Source organism: Arthrobacter jinronghuae (assembly GCF_025244825.1).
GTDB lineage: Bacteria > Actinomycetota > Actinomycetes > Actinomycetales > Micrococcaceae > Arthrobacter_B > Arthrobacter_B jinronghuae.
Genome location: NZ_CP104263.1, coordinates 681,798 through 697,829, shown reverse-complemented (window position 1 = coordinate 697,829; position 16,032 = coordinate 681,798). Strand labels below are relative to the sequence as shown.

Annotated in this window: 13 protein-coding genes; 8 read left to right on the top strand and 5 right to left on the bottom strand. The window is 65.8% G+C overall.

Features of this window, described 5'->3' with window-relative positions; translation table 11 throughout:
* Nucleotides 1-13: 13 nt before the first annotated feature.
* The 4 genes from N2K98_RS03300 to N2K98_RS03285 all read left to right on the top strand — a co-directional run bounded on the left by N2K98_RS03300 (nucleotide 14) and on the right by N2K98_RS03285 (nucleotide 3,852).
* A complete protein-coding gene (locus N2K98_RS03300; RefSeq protein WP_255865993.1) occupies nucleotides 14-691 on the top strand; it encodes a bifunctional 4-hydroxy-2-oxoglutarate aldolase/2-dehydro-3-deoxy-phosphogluconate aldolase in 678 nt (225 codons plus the stop codon).
* Nucleotides 688-1,668, top strand: coding sequence for a sugar kinase (locus N2K98_RS03295; protein ID WP_255865992.1), 981 nt, complete (start codon nucleotides 688-690; stop codon nucleotides 1,666-1,668). The genes N2K98_RS03300 and N2K98_RS03295 overlap by 4 nt, the downstream gene beginning before the upstream one ends.
* A gap of 201 nt (nucleotides 1,669-1,869) precedes the next feature.
* Nucleotides 1,870-2,658, top strand: a complete 789-nt coding sequence (locus N2K98_RS03290) for a hypothetical protein (protein WP_255865991.1) — start codon at nucleotides 1,870-1,872, stop codon at nucleotides 2,656-2,658.
* Between the two features lie 366 nt (nucleotides 2,659-3,024).
* Nucleotides 3,025-3,852 (top strand): Ltp family lipoprotein, encoded by an 828-nt coding sequence (locus N2K98_RS03285; protein ID WP_255865990.1) that lies wholly within the window; start codon nucleotides 3,025-3,027, stop codon nucleotides 3,850-3,852.
* Between the two features lie 44 nt (nucleotides 3,853-3,896).
* Here the strand turns inward: N2K98_RS03285 and N2K98_RS03280 are convergent, their stop codons facing one another.
* The 3 genes from N2K98_RS03280 to N2K98_RS03270 all read right to left on the bottom strand — a co-directional run bounded on the left by N2K98_RS03280 (nucleotide 3,897) and on the right by N2K98_RS03270 (nucleotide 7,688).
* On the bottom strand, nucleotides 3,897-5,090 hold the full coding sequence (locus tag N2K98_RS03280) for an ROK family transcriptional regulator (RefSeq protein WP_308219832.1): 1,194 nt from the start codon (nucleotides 5,088-5,090) through the stop codon (nucleotides 3,897-3,899).
* Nucleotides 5,091-5,160: 70 nt separating this feature from the next.
* Nucleotides 5,161-6,216, bottom strand: coding sequence for an ABC transporter permease (locus N2K98_RS03275; protein ID WP_407080004.1), 1,056 nt, complete (start codon nucleotides 6,214-6,216; stop codon nucleotides 5,161-5,163).
* Nucleotides 6,213-7,688 carry a sugar ABC transporter ATP-binding protein gene (locus N2K98_RS03270; protein WP_308219835.1) on the bottom strand — a complete coding sequence of 492 codons (1,476 nt, stop codon included), beginning with the start codon at nucleotides 7,686-7,688 and terminating at the stop codon, nucleotides 6,213-6,215. The genes N2K98_RS03275 and N2K98_RS03270 overlap by 4 nt, the downstream gene beginning before the upstream one ends.
* A gap of 230 nt (nucleotides 7,689-7,918) precedes the next feature.
* Here N2K98_RS03270 and N2K98_RS03265 point away from each other — a divergent pair, with 230 nt between their 5' ends.
* The 4 genes from N2K98_RS03265 (at nucleotide 7,919) to N2K98_RS03250 (ending at nucleotide 14,195) form a co-directional block, all read left to right on the top strand.
* On the top strand, nucleotides 7,919-8,959 hold the full coding sequence (locus N2K98_RS03265) for a substrate-binding domain-containing protein (RefSeq protein WP_255798327.1): 1,041 nt from the start codon (nucleotides 7,919-7,921) through the stop codon (nucleotides 8,957-8,959).
* A gap of 80 nt (nucleotides 8,960-9,039) precedes the next feature.
* A complete protein-coding gene (locus N2K98_RS03260) occupies nucleotides 9,040-10,227 on the top strand; it encodes a Gfo/Idh/MocA family protein (protein ID WP_255865988.1) in 1,188 nt (395 codons plus the stop codon).
* A 51-nt stretch (nucleotides 10,228-10,278) separates the two neighbouring features.
* Nucleotides 10,279-11,280 carry a sugar phosphate isomerase/epimerase family protein gene (locus N2K98_RS03255; protein ID WP_255865987.1) on the top strand — a complete coding sequence of 334 codons (1,002 nt, stop codon included), beginning with the start codon at nucleotides 10,279-10,281 and terminating at the stop codon, nucleotides 11,278-11,280.
* Nucleotides 11,281-11,540: 260 nt separating this feature from the next.
* Complete coding sequence (locus N2K98_RS03250) at nucleotides 11,541-14,195, top strand: M14 family metallopeptidase (protein ID WP_255865986.1); 2,655 nt, start codon at nucleotides 11,541-11,543, stop codon at nucleotides 14,193-14,195.
* Between the two features lie 62 nt (nucleotides 14,196-14,257).
* Here the strand turns inward: N2K98_RS03250 and N2K98_RS03245 are convergent, their stop codons facing one another.
* Nucleotides 14,258-15,223 carry a 3-hydroxyacyl-CoA dehydrogenase family protein gene (locus N2K98_RS03245; protein WP_255798323.1) on the bottom strand — a complete coding sequence of 322 codons (966 nt, stop codon included), beginning with the start codon at nucleotides 15,221-15,223 and terminating at the stop codon, nucleotides 14,258-14,260.
* A gap of 63 nt (nucleotides 15,224-15,286) precedes the next feature.
* Complete coding sequence (locus N2K98_RS03240) at nucleotides 15,287-16,030, bottom strand: SDR family NAD(P)-dependent oxidoreductase (RefSeq protein ID WP_255865985.1); 744 nt, start codon at nucleotides 16,028-16,030, stop codon at nucleotides 15,287-15,289.
* Between the last annotated feature and the right edge of the window lie 2 nt (nucleotides 16,031-16,032).

Genomic DNA, 16,032 nt, shown 5'->3' with positions numbered 1-16,032 from the left:
CAAAGGACCTGCCTTGTTTTCCACCGAACAGCCCCCGGTAGCCGGCGAACGCATTCCGGCGTCCTCGATCCTGCGGGGTACCCGGACGATCGCCGTGATGCGCGCTTCCGCTGCCACCGACTATGCCCCCGTGGTAGAGGCACTCATCAACGGTGGCGTGCTCAGCGTTGAACTGACGCTCAGCACCCCCGGGGTCTTCGAGGAGCTTCCGCTGCTACGGAAACGCTTCGGCGACGCCGTGGAGTTCGGAGTGGGTACGGTAACGAGCGTCGACGACGCCGAGCGGGCCCTTGACGCCGGTGCCTCCTACCTGGTGACCCCGACGACCGACACCGCCGTCATCGAAGCGGCGGTCCGGCGGGGTGTGGCCATTTATCCAGGTGGACTCACTCCCACGGAGTTGTTGGCCGGGTGGTCGGCGGGTGCGACGGCGGTCAAGGTGTTCCCGGCCTCGGTGGTGGGCCCCGGCTATGTGTCCGCGCTCCGGGGTCCGTTCCCCGACCTCCAGGTTGTTCCCTCTGGCGGCGTAGATATTGATGACGCGGTGGCCTGGGTGAAGGCAGGAGCGTTGGCGGTCAGCGTGGGCGGACCGCTCCTGGGCGATGCGTTCAAGGGCGGGGACCTGGGAAAGCTGACAGAACGCGCCGTCCGGCTGCGGGCCGCCGTCGACGAAGCGGCGGCTGCACTGTGAGTGCGGCAAACCCGGCGGGCGAGGCAGCGCCGGCACCGTACCTCGTCACCCTCGGTGAAACCATGGGGCTCCTGACCGCACAGCAGCCCGGACCGCTGGCCCATGTCTCGTCGATGGGCCTGGGCGTTGGTGGCTCCGAATCCAACGTCGCCATCGGTGTGCAGCGGCTGGGCGGAACCGCCGTCTGGTGCGGGCGCACGGGAACGGATTCGCTGGGCCAGCTGATCCGGCGGGAGATCCGGGCCGAAGGTGTCACCGTCCGCGCCGTCGAGGATCCCGGCGCACTCACCGGGTTGATGCTCAAGGAACGCCGGACCGCCGCGACGCAGAAGGTCAGCTATTACCGTGCCGCCAGTGCCGGTTCCCGGCTGACTCCCGAGGATTTGGACGCGGACCTGATCACCGGCGCCGCGGTCCTCCATGTCAGCGGTATTACGCCTGCCCTTTCTCCGTCCGCGGCGGCCGCCATCCATGCCGCCATCGATGCGGCCCGGGCCGCAGGGGTGCCCGTCTCGTTCGACCTCAACTACCGGGCTAACCTCTGGTCCGCAGCGGACGCCACCCGCTCCTACCAGGAGATCATTCCGCTGGTGGATATTGTCTTCGGCGGCGACGAGGAAGCAGCGCTCGCCGTCGGGCCCGCTGAGGATCCGGTCGAACTGGCGCAGCGGTTGACGAAGCTCGGGCCAACCCAGGCGATCATCAAGCTGGGCAGTAAGGGCGCGGCGGCGTTCATTGACGGCCAGGTGCACCATCAGCCCGCGGTCCCCATCGATGCGGTGGACACCGTGGGCGCCGGCGATGCCTTCGTTGCCGGCTATCTGGCGGAGCTGATGAACGGAAAGAGCCCCGAGGAACGGCTCGCATTGGCTGTCCAGACCGGCGCGTTCGCCTGCCTGTCCTACGGCGACTGGGAGGGGCTTCCCACCCGGGCGGAGCTTGCCCTGCTGCACCAGACCGAGGCGGTCACCCGCTGAGCGAAGAATCCCAGGACAGCTCACTTCAGGGTTAAAGTTCCAAAAATGGTGAAGCGGGACCCAGTCCGCCGGGACTGCGGGGGATTTTGACTGTAATTCGAATGTGTAAAGTTGACCTCAACCGCATTGTCCTATTTCTCACTGAGAATGGGTGTGCGGTTTTTATAGCGCCTAGTTACAACAAAACAGCTTGGATACATCATGAAAAAGACCGCCATCCTCATCGCCTCTCTACTTCTTACGACAGGATGTGCGGCTTCACCGCAGGTAGTGGAACGTGAACGGAACAGCCCCCCTGCGGAGACACGTGCTTCCTTCGAGATTTCAGAAGATGCAACTTGCAACAACTTGCTCTCCGATGATGGAGGACTAATGAGTGAAGCTTCCATCTTCTTGAGGGACCTCGATAGCATGGATGATGAAATTGCGGCCGAAGCTCAAAGGATCGCTGACGACCTCGATGCGGTAGCGCAGAACTCGTCCGAACGACTGAGTGAATTACTCGTCATTATGCAAGAGCCATTCCTCGACCTCGTGGCGGCAAACCAAAACGGTGAGTCCTTCGACTTAGATCCAGCTCGTTATAAGGCAGCAGGTTTCGAACTCACCTCTATTTGTGACGGGTCCGGGGAAAACGCTGTTGGGCAGGACGAAGCTAGTGAACCGACCACCCTGCGAATTTCGTCAGGCGCGACATGTCAACTTTTGTTGGGAGCGAACGAAGACGGGCCCTTGATTGAAGGTGTGAACTTTATTGCTGATCTGGTCCAGCGTGGGCAAGAAGTTAGCTCCGACGAGGTAGAGACCAGCCGGAAAATATCCGACGAGCTGAATGCGATTCTGGAAACTGCCAATGACGACCTCCGGCCGTATATAGAAGAAGTGGTAAAGCCCTTGGATATGCTTGCAGCAGAGGGCAGCACCGGAATCCATGTCGACATGACCACGTTCAAGGCCGCCAGCGTCGAGCTCCTCACTCAATGCCCCTAGTCGGGCGCTTGCTAGCAAGAGGAACTACAAGCCACTCTAATTCGGTGCCCTAACACGACCTCAGGTATTTGGTGGTTACAGCCCGAGGCCCTCGGTCACCGGCGTGCGGTTCCTGCAGGCCCCGGATTTGAATACTCGAGACGCCGCCCGCGGTGTGTGACAGAGTCAATCCGATCGCGGTCACCGCGGTCTCAGACTCCGAGTCAACAAATCCGGGCCAGTTAGCTGTGTGCCCTACGACTTCAATGTCTGGCACAACTTCTTCCGGGGGATTCAATGTCGTCATCTTTCCAGCAATACCATGCCCAATTTCCGCCCGAGCCACCCCGGCAGCCGCGGCCTAAAGCGACCATCTCGACGTGGATCATGGCCGTTGTCGTCTTGTTCTTCATAATTCTTGGTGCCTCCGCCGCGGGTGTCGGCGGTTCCCTTATGTACATCTCCTTCTTTTTGTTTTTCACCGGACTTTACGTCCTAATCTTCGGACGCCCCTCATGGCTGCGACTGCCCGACCGCAAGTGGGGTGGAGCGACTACGGGAGCGGCGCTGGTCCTCTTCATACTTGCTGTAGTGCTTGTTCCTGGCCCGGCCGAAACGGAGAAAACAGCGGCGGCCTCCGCGAAGGATGCTCCCAGTACGTCAGCCCCTGCCCCTAAGCGGAGTGCCACCCCCAAACCAACGGTGAAAGTCGATCCGGAAGCCAAAGCTAAGGCCGATGCCGAAGCCAAAGCGAAGGCCGACGCTGACGCAGTTGCGAAGGCACAAGCTGATGCTGATGCGAAGGTAAAAGCCGAAGCCGACGCTGCTGCGAAGGCACAAGCGGACGCCGAAGCGAAAGCCAAGGCGGACGCAGATGCCCAGGCGAAAGCTGACGCGGCGGCGAAAGCAGCTGCAGAAGCGGCCGGGACGCCCAGCCAGCAAAATGCACTCCGAGCAGCAAGGGATTATCTAAAGTTCATGGCCTTCTCACGACCTGGCCTGATCGCACAACTCGAATATGAGCAGTACTCAACTGAAGACGCGACGTGGGCGCTGGACCATATGACAGTGGACTGGAACGAACAGGCTGCCAAGTCCGCTAAGAGCTACCTCGATTTCATGCCGTTCTCCCGAGCAGGCCTGGTTGAACAACTGATGTATGAGGGCTTCACTCCCGCAGAGGCTGAATACGGGGCAAGCCAGACCGGTCTCTAGCGCTGCGCCAAGCCTCGTCTAATCGTTGAGAGGGGAGGCTGCAGCTAAACCCCCACCCGCCCCGCGAGCATCCGCTCCACACTCTCCGCGGACAGCGCATGCTGGATCGCGAGCTGGGACGCACCGAGCATCCCGGCGTCGAGCCCGGACGAGGACTGCACAATCCGCAGGTGCTGGGTGGCCAGCGGCATGGTGCGTGAATAGACCACTTCTCGCACCCCGGCAATGAAGTGCTCCCCGGTCAGCGCCATCGAGCCGCCGAACACAATCACCTCGGGGTTGAGCATGCTCAGGCAGGCGGACAGCACCTCGCCCACCTCGCGGCCGGCCTGCCGCACGGCATGCACCGCCTCGTGGTTGCCGGAGTGGACCAGGGCGACGACGTCGCGCCCGTCCTCCGCTTCCAACCCCAAGGACTGCAGCCGCGCGGCCACCGCAGGCCCGGAAGCCAGTGCCTCCAGACATCCGCGGTTTCCGCACCGGCAGAGCAGGTCCTCACCGGACGGCACGCGGATATGCCCGATATCCCCGGCCACCCCGTCGGCACCACGCAGCAGGACACCGTTGCAGATAATCCCGGCGCCGATGCCGGTGGCGACCTTCACGAAGACCAGGTTCTCGACGTCGGGCCACGCGGCTTCGCGCTCCCCCATCGACATCACGTTGACGTCGTTATCCACCAGCACCGGGACATGGAAGGACTCCTGCAGGTAGCCCGGCACGTCGAAGCCGTGCCAGCCAGGCATGATCGGCGGATTGATCGGACGGCCGGAGCGATGCTCCACAGGTCCGGGCAGCCCGACGCCGACGGCAAGCAGCTCGGCAGCGGACCGGCCGGTCTCGACCAAAAGCGCATTCCCAAGCTCGACCACGGTGTCCAGCACGGCCTCCGGCCCGTCGCTGACCAGCAGGTCGCGGGAGGCATCAGCCAAGGCTGTACCGGCCAGGTCGGTGAGGCCCACACGCAGGTGGCTGGCGCCGACGTCGACCCCCAGGACCGCACGCGCCCCGGTCTGCAGCGCGAACCGGGAGGACGGCCGCCCGCCGGTGGACACCGCATCCTCGATGGGTGCCACGAGCCCGAGGTCCATAAGCAGCTCGAGCCGCAGCGCAATGGTGGAGCGGGCCACCCCCACCAGATCGGCCAGCTCGCTGCGGGTGCGGGGATGTCCGTCCCGCAGGAGCTGGAAAAGTTCGCTGGCCCCGGGAGCGGTGGGGTTATTCCTTATATCGACCACTGGGCAATTGAAGCATAGGGATCGACGCTACGGCGTCGGCCCGGCGGGGCGAACGACCGAACAGACATCCTCATAACGCCCCCTTCCTTCGGCCGGTCCCCCGCACGGCGAACCGCTGCTGCAGCAGCACGGCCACCACAATGATCGCGCCGCGGGCCACGGCCTGCACCGAGGTGTCCAGGTTGTTCTGTGTAAAGACGTTGATGAGGGTGCTGAACAGCAGCACGCCCAGCACGGTGCCCACAATGGTGCCGCGCCCGCCGATCAGCAGCGTTCCGCCGACGACGACGGCGGCAATCACTTCCAGCTCGTACAGCAGACCGTGGGTGGAGGTGCCGGCGGTCGTGCGGCCCATCATCATGATCCCGGCGATGCCGGCGGTGAGGCCGGAGAGGACGTACAGCAGGACAATGTGCCGCTTCACCTTGATGCCCGCCAGCCGCGCGGCCTCCAGGTTCCCGCCGATGGCCACGGTCCGGCGCCCGAAGGTGGTGCGGTTGAGCAGGAACCAGCCCGCGACGGCCACCAGCAGGAAGATCCAGATCAGCAGCGGCACGCCCAGGAAGTTCGAGCGCATCACGGAGAGGAAGTCCCGGTTGGTGACAATCTGCGTGCTGCGGCCGGAGATCAGCTCCGCCACGCCGCGCGCGGCCACCAGCATCGCAAGGGTGGCGATAAAGGCCACCACGTTCCCGTACGCGATGATCACCCCGTTGATCAGGCCCGCCCCCACACCGACCGCCAGCGCCACCACCACCATCAGCAGCCAGCTGCTGTTCGTGGCGGCCAGCTGCACTGAGGTGAGGGTGGCCAGCACCGTGGTCAGGCCCATCACCGAACCCACCGAGAGGTCGATGCCGCCGGCGGTGATCACAAAGGTTGCCCCGATGGCGATCACCCCGAAAATCGAGGCGTACCGCAGGATGGTCAGCATGTTGTCCAGGTTCAGGAAGCGCTCCCCGCTGGTCACCGCCCCGACAATAAACAGCAGCGCCAGGGCAATGATCAGGCCGATGTTGCGGCCGGCGGATCCGCCCAGGAACTTCCCCAGCGGATTGCTGCGGGACACCGCAGCCGTGCCGCCGCTGGGAGGCGGCTGCAGCGCCGCCGTCGTTGATTCGCTCACTGCGCACTTCCTTTCAGCACCAGGTCAAGCACGGCGTGCTCGTCCATTTCGTCTGCGTTGCCGGTGGCGAGGACGCGTCCGGCGTCGAGCACCAGGATCCGGTCCGCCAGGCCGATCACTTCCTCGATCTCGCTGGACACCACCACAATCGCCACGCCCTGAGCCGCGAGGCTGCGGATCAGCGCGTAAATCTCGGTCTTGGCGCCGACGTCGACGCCGCGGGTCGGCTCGTCCAGCAGCAGCACCCGGGTGCCGTGGATCAGCCAGCGGGCCAGCAGCACCTTCTGCTGGTTGCCGCCGGAGAGGGTGCGGGCCGCCCGGTCCGGATCGGGCGGACTGAGCTGCAGCGCCTCGGCCTGCTTGCGGGCGGCGGCCTTCTCGGCGCGTTCGTTCAGCCAGCCGTGCCGGGCGAACCGGGCGAAGGTGGAGAGGGTGACGTTGCGGTAAATGGGCTCCTCCAGCAGCAGCCCCTGGCTCTTGCGCTCCTCCGGGGAAAGGCCGAGCCCGGCGTTCACCGCGGCCCGCACCGAGCCGGGCCGCAGCGTCCTGCCCTCCACAGTGACGGTGCCCGACGTCGCGCGCCGGGCACCGTAAACGGTCTCCAGGATTTCCGAACGGCCGGATCCGACCAGTCCGGCCAGGCCGAAGATTTCCCCGGCCCGGACCGTGAAGCTCACGTCCCTGAAGGAGCCAGCCAGCCCTAGCCCCTCCACCTGAAGCGCCACCGGAGCGTCCGACGACGGCGGCTTCCGCGGCGGGAACACGTTGGCTACGTCCCGGCCGGTCATCAGCCGGACCAGGTCGGCGCGGGACGTCTCGACAACCGGAAGGGAGGATGCGGTGCTGTAACCGTCCTTGATCACCGAGATCCGGTTGCCGATCTGCCGGATCTCCTCCAGCCGATGCGAGATGTAGACAACCGCGATGCCCTGGCCGGTGAGCTCCCGGATCACCCGGAACAGGTTCGCCACCTCGCCGGAGTCCAGAATGGCGCTGGGCTCATCCATGATGATCAGCCGGGCGTTGCGGGACAGGGCCCGGGCCAAGCTGACAATCTGCTTCCCGGCGGCGGACAGGCTGCCCACTTCCGCGGACGGTGACAGGTCGTCGTGCCCCAGCAGCGCCAGCAGCTCCCGGGTCCGACGGCGCCCGTCCCGGATCCGGAGCACTCCCCCGCGGGCGTCTTCGTGGCCCAGGAAGATGTTCTCGGTGACGCTCAGTCCGTCCACCACGTCCAGCTCCTGATACATGGTGGCAATGCCCAGTGCCAGGGCGTCGGCCGGCCTAGCCAGTTCCACCGGTTCCCCGTTCCAGCGGATCTCCCCGCCGTCCGGTACGTATACCCCGGACAGGGCCTTGATCAGAGTGGATTTCCCGGCGCCGTTCTGGCCCAGGACGCAGTGCACTTCGCCGGGAAGGACGTCCAGTTCGACGCCGCGCAGCGCCCGGACGCCGGCGAAACTCTTGCTCAGGTTGCGCACCTCAAGCAGCGGCCGCTGTACCGGCTGAGGAGGGGCGGCGGGGGCTCCCGATGCTGTCATGGCACGGAGCTTACACACTTATGTCGATCATCAGTAGTATGTTGGCGCTTTATCGTCGGACTTCTGTTACTGTGACGCATGTCACGACGATGTGCAGTGCGCTGACTGGTTCCGATGGGGTGCGGACTCGCCTCAGCGCCCCACTTACAGAGGAGAGAACCATGCACGCACCACGCATGCGCGGGAAGATCATCACCGCAGCGGCCTTCTTCGCCGCCGGCGGGCTTGCCCTCACCGGCTGCACTGCAGGCGAGGACACCAATGCCGAACCGACCAACAACTCCGTGGAAGGCAACCAGTCCGAGGGCGAGACCGTCGTCATCGGGTTCTCCGGACCGGCCGCGGACCACGGCTGGCTGGGCGCCATCAACTCCGCAGCCACCGCCGAAGCCGAGAAGTACCCGGACATCGACCTGCGGGTGGCCGAAGGAACCAATGACGCGAACCTGCAGATCAGCCAAGTGGAGCAGTTCATCAATGACCAGGTGGACGCCATTGTCCTGCTGCCCACCGACGGTGCCGCACTCACCGACGTCGCCATCCGCGCCATGGAGGCGGGCATCCCCGTGATTAACGTGGACCGCGAGTTCTCCAGCCCCTTCGCCGCGCGGGCCACCGTCCTCGGCGACAACTACGGCATGGGCGTCAGCGCCGGTACCTACATCTGCGAACAGGTGGGCGACCAGCCCGACGCCGTGGTGGCCGAGATTGCCGGCATCGACGCCCTGCCGCTCACCCAGGACCGCAGCGAAGGCTTCAAGGACGCCCTCGCCGGCTGCGGGCTCGAGGTCACCAACCGGGTGTCCGCGGACTTCACCGTCCAGGGCGGCGAGGCCGCAGCGTCCCAGCTGCTCGCCGCCGCACCGGAAATCGACGCACTGTGGAACCACGACGACGATCAGGGCATCGGTGTCCTGGCCGCCATCGACGCTGCCGGACGCGACGAGTTCATCATGGTGGGCGGCGCCGGCTCCGCAAATGCCATGCGGGAAATCGAGTCCGGGGACAGCGTCCTGCAGGCCACCATCATCTATCCGCATACCCAGGCCGCGGACGGCATCCGGCTCGCCCGGCTGCTGGCGCAGGACAAGGCCATGAGCGACCTGGTCGAGATCGAGGTGCCCAACCGCGTGGTGCTCAACGCCCCGGTGGTCACCAGCGAAAACGTCGACGAATACCTGCCTACCGCCTTCGAGTCCTGACCGGGCGGTCTTTCACAGGCCCGCCCGACGGGGCGCCCGGGCACCCGCTCAAAACAGCAGCAAAGCACTAAGGAGAGAACATGCAGGACGATAAGCCGCTGAGGGTGGCGCTGGTGGGCCACGGCTTTATGGGGGCGGCCCACTCGCAGGCCTGGCGGGTGGCCCCCCGGTTCTTCGACCTGCCCCTGCAGCCGCGGATGGACCTGCTGGTGGGCCGGGATGCGGAGCGGACGCAGGCTGCCGCCCGGAAATGGGGGTGGGCCGAGTCCGCCATCGATTGGCGGGAGGCGGTCACCCGGGAGGACATCGACGTCGTGGACATCGTGACGCCCGGCGCCTCCCATGCCGAGATCGCCATCGCCGCGTTCGACGCCGGCAAACACGTGCTCTGCGAAAAGCCGCTCGCCAACACGGTGGAAGAGGCGCAGGCGATGGCCGACGCCGCCGCCCGCGCCGAGGCCCGGGGCGTCCGGGCGATGGTGGGCTTCACCTACCGCCGGCTGCCCGCCACCACGCACGCCCGGAATCTCGTGGCCGCCGGGGCGATCGGCACGGTCCGGCAGGTGCGGGCCGTCTACCTGCAGGACTGGCTGGTGGACGAGGACTCCCCGCTGACCTGGCGGCTTCAGCAGGACGAGGCCGGGTCCGGCGCCCTCGGGGACCTGGGCGCGCACGCCATTGACCTGGCCCAGTACATCACCGGGGTGCCGCTGGCCGAGGTCAGCGGCACCCTCGCCACCCTGGTCCCCACCCGCCCGGTGCCCGAAACGGACCAGCGGGGCACCGGCCTGGGCGGCGGACCCGCCGACGCCGGCACCCGCGGACCGGTGACGGTCGACGACGTCGCGCTGTTCCTCGGGCGCTTCGAGGACGGCGTGCTCGGGTCCTTCGAAGCCAGCCGAATGGCCACCGGACGCAAGAACGCGTTCCGGCTGGAAGTCTCCGGCAGCAGAGGTGCCATCAGCTTCGATCTGGAGGACCTGAACTTCCTGGGCTTTATGGATTACACGGTTCCGCCGGACCGGCAGGGTTTCACCCGCATCATGGTGACCGAACCGGACCACCCCTATGTCTCCGCGTGGTGGCCGGCCGGCCATTCACTCGGCTATGAACACGGCTTCGTGCACCAGGCGAAGGACTTCGTGGAGGCCATCGCCGCCGGAACCGCACCCGCGCCGTCGTTCGCTGACGGTCTGCAGGTCCAGGAAGTCCTCGACGCCGTGTCCCGCAGCGCCGCTAAATCCAGCGTGTGGCTGCCCGTGCGCTGACCGTCCCGTCCACCGCACCATCCCCCGCCCCCGCAGGCAAAGGAGCCCGCCATGTCCCGACCAGTCACTCTGTTTACCGGCCAGTGGGCCGATCTGCCGCTCGAAGAAGTGGCCCGGCTTGCCTCCGGCTGGGGGTACGACGGGTTGGAAATCGCGTGCTGGGGCGACCATCTGGATCCCTGGCGGTGGGATGACGAGGAGTACGTGCAGAGCCGCCGCGACATCTTGGAGAAGTACCACCTGAAGGTGTTCGCCATTTCCAACCACCTCAAGGGGCAGGCGGTCTGTGACGATCCGATCGATCAGCGGCACCGCGACATGGTCTCGGATAAGGTCTGGGGCAACGGTGATCCAGAGGGCGTCCGGCGCCGCGCCGCCGAGGAAATGAAGCACACGGCCCGGCTCGCGGCAGCCCTCGGGGTGGACACCGTGATCGGATTCACCGGTTCGTCCATCTGGAAATACGTGGCCATGTTCCCGCCGGTCTCGGCCGAGGCGATCGACGCCGGGTATCAGGACTTTGCCGACCGGTGGAATCCCATCCTCGACGTCTTCGATGAAGTGGGCGTCCGCTTTGCCCACGAGGTCCATCCCAGCGAGATTGCCTACGACTACTGGACCACCGTCCGGGCGATGGAGGCCATCGGGAACCGGCCCGCCTTCGGCCTGAACTGGGACCCCAGCCACTTTGTCTGGCAGGACCTGGATCCGGTCAGCTTCCTCTGGGACTTTCAGGACCGGATCTACCACGTGGACTGCAAGGATACGAAGAAGCGGATGACCAACGGCCGCAACGGCCGGCTCGGCTCGCACCTGCCCTGGGCCGATCCGCGGCGCGGCTGGGACTTCGTCTCCACCGGCCACGGCGACGTGCCATGGGAGGACGCCTTCCGGATGCTCAACAGCATCGGCTACGACGGCCCCATCTCGGTGGAATGGGAGGACGCCGGAATGGACCGGCTGGTCGGAGCACCGGAGGCCCTGGCGTTCGTCCGTTCGCTGGCGATGGATCCGCCCGCTGCGGCGTTCGACGCTGCCTTTTCGTCGAGGTAGGCCCGGGGAACGCAAGGGAAACCGCTCCAACTGCCCACCGATCCCACCACCTTGGTTGACGCGCCCACGCCACACCCATACCGTCCCCCATACACTCGCGCCGCCGCACCGTCACTGGGTGCGGCACACCGCGGACCCCGCCGGCCGGTCGAAGGTGACCGGCCGGCGTCGTCCGCACCGCCGCACGCTCCACGGTGCGGACTCGAAGCGGTACTCGCTGCACCAGGGGGTGGGCGCAGCCTCTTTATGAGGGATCCTCCATGCAACTTCGACATCGAACCGCCGCGGCGGTTGTTACTTCCTTTGCCCTGCTCGGGCTCACCATTTCCCCGGCCGCCGGAACGCGCGTTGAAACCGCGCCTGCCAGCAAGCTTCCGGATCTGCCCACTCCTGCCGAGTACTTCGGTTTCGAAATGGGTGACGAAGGCCGGCTGGCGGCCTTCAGCGACATTTCGGAGTACTTCGAAACCATTGCCGACTCGTCGCCCGAGGTGGAGTACGAGGTGGTGGACCGGACCACGGACAACAACGAATATCCGATCCTGCGCCTGAGCAGCGAGGAAAACCTGGCCCGGCTGGATTCGATCCTGGCCGTCAATGAACGGCTGGCCGATCCCGACGCCATGGCCGCCGAAGCCGCCGGCGCCGGGATGGAACCGGAAGCCTACGCCCGGCAGCTCGCCCGGACCACGGTCCCGGTCTATTACATCGAAGCGTCCATCCACGCGACGGAGGTCGGGAACACCCAGGCGCTGGTCGACGTCGTCCACCGCCTGGCCACCGAAGATTCGGAGGCGATGAACCGGATCCTGGACAACCTCGTGGTGCTGGTGGTGCCCTCCGCCAATCCGGACGGCCAGCAGATGGTGGTGGATTACTTCAACGAGACGGCCGGCACCGAATACAACCGGGTCTATCCGGACCTGTACCACCGCTACGTGGGGCACGACAACAACCGTGACTGGTTCATGTTCACCCAGAAGGAATCCCGCACCCGGGTGGCGCTGGAACAGAAATACCGGCCGGTGGTGCAGCACTACATGCACCAGGCTGGCACGGAAAGCCCGCGGATCTGGACCCCGCCCTACGACGAACCGCTCTCCCCCGATGTGGACCCGATTGCCATCTCATCCTCCAACGCGCTGGGCCAGTTCACCCAGCGGGACCTCGTGGCCGAAGGGCTCAAGGGCGTGAAGTCGGACGACGCGTACGGCATCCTGTGGAACGCCGACGTCGCCGGGTACGGCACCTTCCTCGGCACCTCGACCTTCCTCACCGAGATCGCTTCCGTCCGGGACCTCGCCTACCCCTACACCGGCGAGGGCGTGCTGGAGCCGGTGGACAAAACCATGCGCTCTCCCCTGCCGTATGACTCGGACACCTGGACGCTCAAGCAGATCGTCCAGTACGCCACCTCCGCCGCGTTCTCCGGGCTGAACACAGTGGCCGGCGATCCGCAGTCCTGGCTGCTGAACAACCTCTACCGGGTCAATGCGAACAGCGAAACCTGGGACGGCGGCCCGTACGCGTATGTGGTGCCCGCCGACCAGCGGGATCCGTACGCGGTGTACGACATGATGCGGATCTTCGACTTCGGCGAGGTGGAGATTGAGCAGGCCACCGCGCCGTTCACTGCGGAGGGCCGGGAGTTCGACGCCGGCTCCTACATCCTGCGCACCCAGCAGCCGCTGGGCCGTTGGGTGGATCAACTGCTGCGCATCGACGAGTACCCGGACAGCGCCCGCAAATGTGACGACTGCCCGCTGATCCTGCCGTACAGCGAAACCACCGACAACGTGGCCCTGTTTATGGGCGTGGATGTGGCAGCGGTGCAGGAAGAGTTCGACGCCGAGACCCGGCAGGTGCAGGCCATCACGCAGGAGCGGATCCGGATGCCGCGTGCACCCGGTGCCGACGGCGCCTACATCCTCAGTGCCGAGTCCTACGGGCTGGGCCGGATCATCGACGCGCTGCAGGACGCCGGCGTGGACGCCTACCGGGCCGCCGGCGCGATCACGGCCGACGGACAGGAATTCGCGCCCGGCGCCCTGATGGTTCCCGCCGGAGAGCCCCGGGCACGGGAAACGCTGACCCGGGCCGTCCGGGAGACTGCGCTGCCGGTGTACGCCACCGCGGCCATGCCTGCCACCGGCGCGGTCCAGCTCGCCGAGAACACCCGGGTGGGCCTGGTCCGGGGCGCGAACAACATGCCGGGCGGCTGGCTGATGTGGATGATGGACCAGTTCGGCACCAACTACGAGGTGGTGGAGGCCGCGGACTACGCCACCCTGTCCGAACAGTTCGACACTATTGTGCTGGCTCCGGGCATCACCACCGAGCGGCTGACCGTCGGTCTGGACGCCACGAAGTATCCGGAGGAGTTCGCCTGGGCTGCCGGTGTTCCGGACGCTCCGCAGCGGCTGGCCGAGTTCGCCAACCAGGGCGGGAACGTCCTGGCACTGGGCTCCTCGTCCTTGACCGCCGCGTCCGCGATGGGACTGCCGGTAGAGAACGTAACGCCGACGGACCGGGAAGTCTTTACCGTGCCCGGTGCGCTGCTGGCCCAGGAATACGACACCTCCCAGCCGGCGGCGTGGGGCATGCCCGCGGCCTGGCCCACCTGGTTCAACAACGACGCCGCGTTCCGCCTCACCGGCGAGGGCACGTCGGTGTCGCGCTATCCGGCCGAAGGCAACCCGCTGGTCAGCGGCTACGCCCTTGGTGCCGAGGCGCTGAACGGAGCCACCAACATTGCGTCCTTCGATGTGGGGGAAGGCGAAGTGACCATTGCCGGCGGCCACATCACCTTCCGTACGTGGCCTCGTGCCTCCTGGACGGTGGTTACCAATGCCATCTACAACGGTGCAGGCACCGAGCTGACGGCTGAGGAGATGGCTGCCCGGTTCGGGGGCTAGCTGATAAGGGATCAATCCCCGGGGCGCGCTTTGGCTTCGCCCGGGGATTGATCCCCGGTTGGTTACAGGCCCGGGGCCTTCCCCAACTCGGCTCTCAGCTCTGAAAGACGGGCGTAGGCGGTATCGCGGTAAGCGAGAAGCGCCTGTCGGTCCGTCGGGTCGATCTCCAGGAATCCACGGCCGGTCTTGAGGCCCAGATTCCCGTCCGCGACGGCGGCGCGAAGGCTGTCAGGCGCAGCTAACCGCTCGCCGTATGCCTTCTCCAAGGAACGGTAGGAGGATTCATACACGTCCAGGCCGGCCATGTCGCCGATGGCGAAAGGACCGAAAAGCGCCAACCGGAAACCGAAGCTGTTGCTGACTACGGCGTCAATCTGCGTGGGTGTGGCGACGCCTTCTTCAACCAGGCGAAGCGCCTCCTTATACAGCGCGAACTGCAGCCGATTGGCAACGAATCCCGGGGTATCAGCGACCCGGGCCGCAGTCTTTCCCAGGCCGGTAATAAATTCTTCCGCGAGGTCTACGGCTTCGGCCGCTGTCTCGGGGCCGGGAATGATTTCGACACCGGGGATGAAGGGCGCAGGATTCATCCAGTGCACCCCCAGGAGCCGCGCCGGTGCCTGTACGGAGTCTGCCAACTCAGCAATCGGTATGGCGGACGTATTGGTGCCGATGATGCTGCTCTCCGGGGCCGCCGCCGAAATCCGAGCCAGGATTGTCGACTTTAGTGCCGGGTTTTCGGGTACTGCCTCGACTATGTAGTCGGCTTCGGCCACTGCCTTTTCCACGCTCGGTGCTGCGGTGAGGTTGGCGGCGATAAGTTCGGCAGCGCCGGGCGGAAACAGTCCGCGGTCCTCGAACTGCCGTGCCTGTTCCGTAAGGCGGACCCGTGCTGCTTCGGCGGCGTCGCCGTCGACGTCCCCCAGCGTGACGCGGTAGCCGTGCAGGGCAATGACCTGCGCAATGCCGCCGCCCATATAACCGGCTCCGACAACTGCGACGGCGTCGATCCTCTGTGTAATGCCCATGTCGGTTCTCCTGATAAAAAGAGCGGAACCGGGACCGGCCTGTGCGGCCGGTCCCGGAAGCCGTCAGCGGATGGTGTAGCCGCCGTCGATAGGCAGGGTGTGCCCGGTGATGAGCGACGCGGCGTCACTCATCAGGAAGGCCACTGCCCCGGCGATTTCTTCGGGCTCACCGAAGCGGCCCATTGGAATTCGGGAGAGCAGCTCAGCAGCCCATTCCGGCCGGCTGAGCGTTGATTCCAGTAACTCTGTTCGCACAAACGTGGGAGCCACGGCATTCACCCGGATACCGGCGGAAGCCCATTCCAGTGCCAGCACTTTGGTCAGGTGGATCAACGCTGCCTTGCTCGCCCCGTATGCGGCCCGCTCCTCGATCGCTACGATTCCTGCCTGCGAGGCTACGTTGACGACGGCGCCGGGAGACCCCTTTGCAATCCAGTGCCTCGCGACGGCTTGGGTGAGGAAGAAGATCCCTTTCAGGTTCGTGTCCAGGACCGTGTCCCACTGCTCCTGGGTAACCTCCAACGCGGGCCGCGGAATGTTCACGCCTGCATTATTGACCAGCAGGTCCAGCCCGCCGCTGCGCTCCTGCAACTCGTCTACGAAAGCCCCTATCCCCTCGATCCGGGCCACGTCCAGGACCAGAGGCGGGGTCCCGTAACGCTGGCCGATTTCCTGGGCAGTCCCGGCGTCACGGCTGGTTCCGTAAACAGTTGCACCGCACTCGGCAAGGCCGTCAGCGATGGCCCTGCCGAGTCCGCGGGCAGCTCCCGTTACCAGGACAGCTTTTCCCTCCAACTGCAGTTTCACGG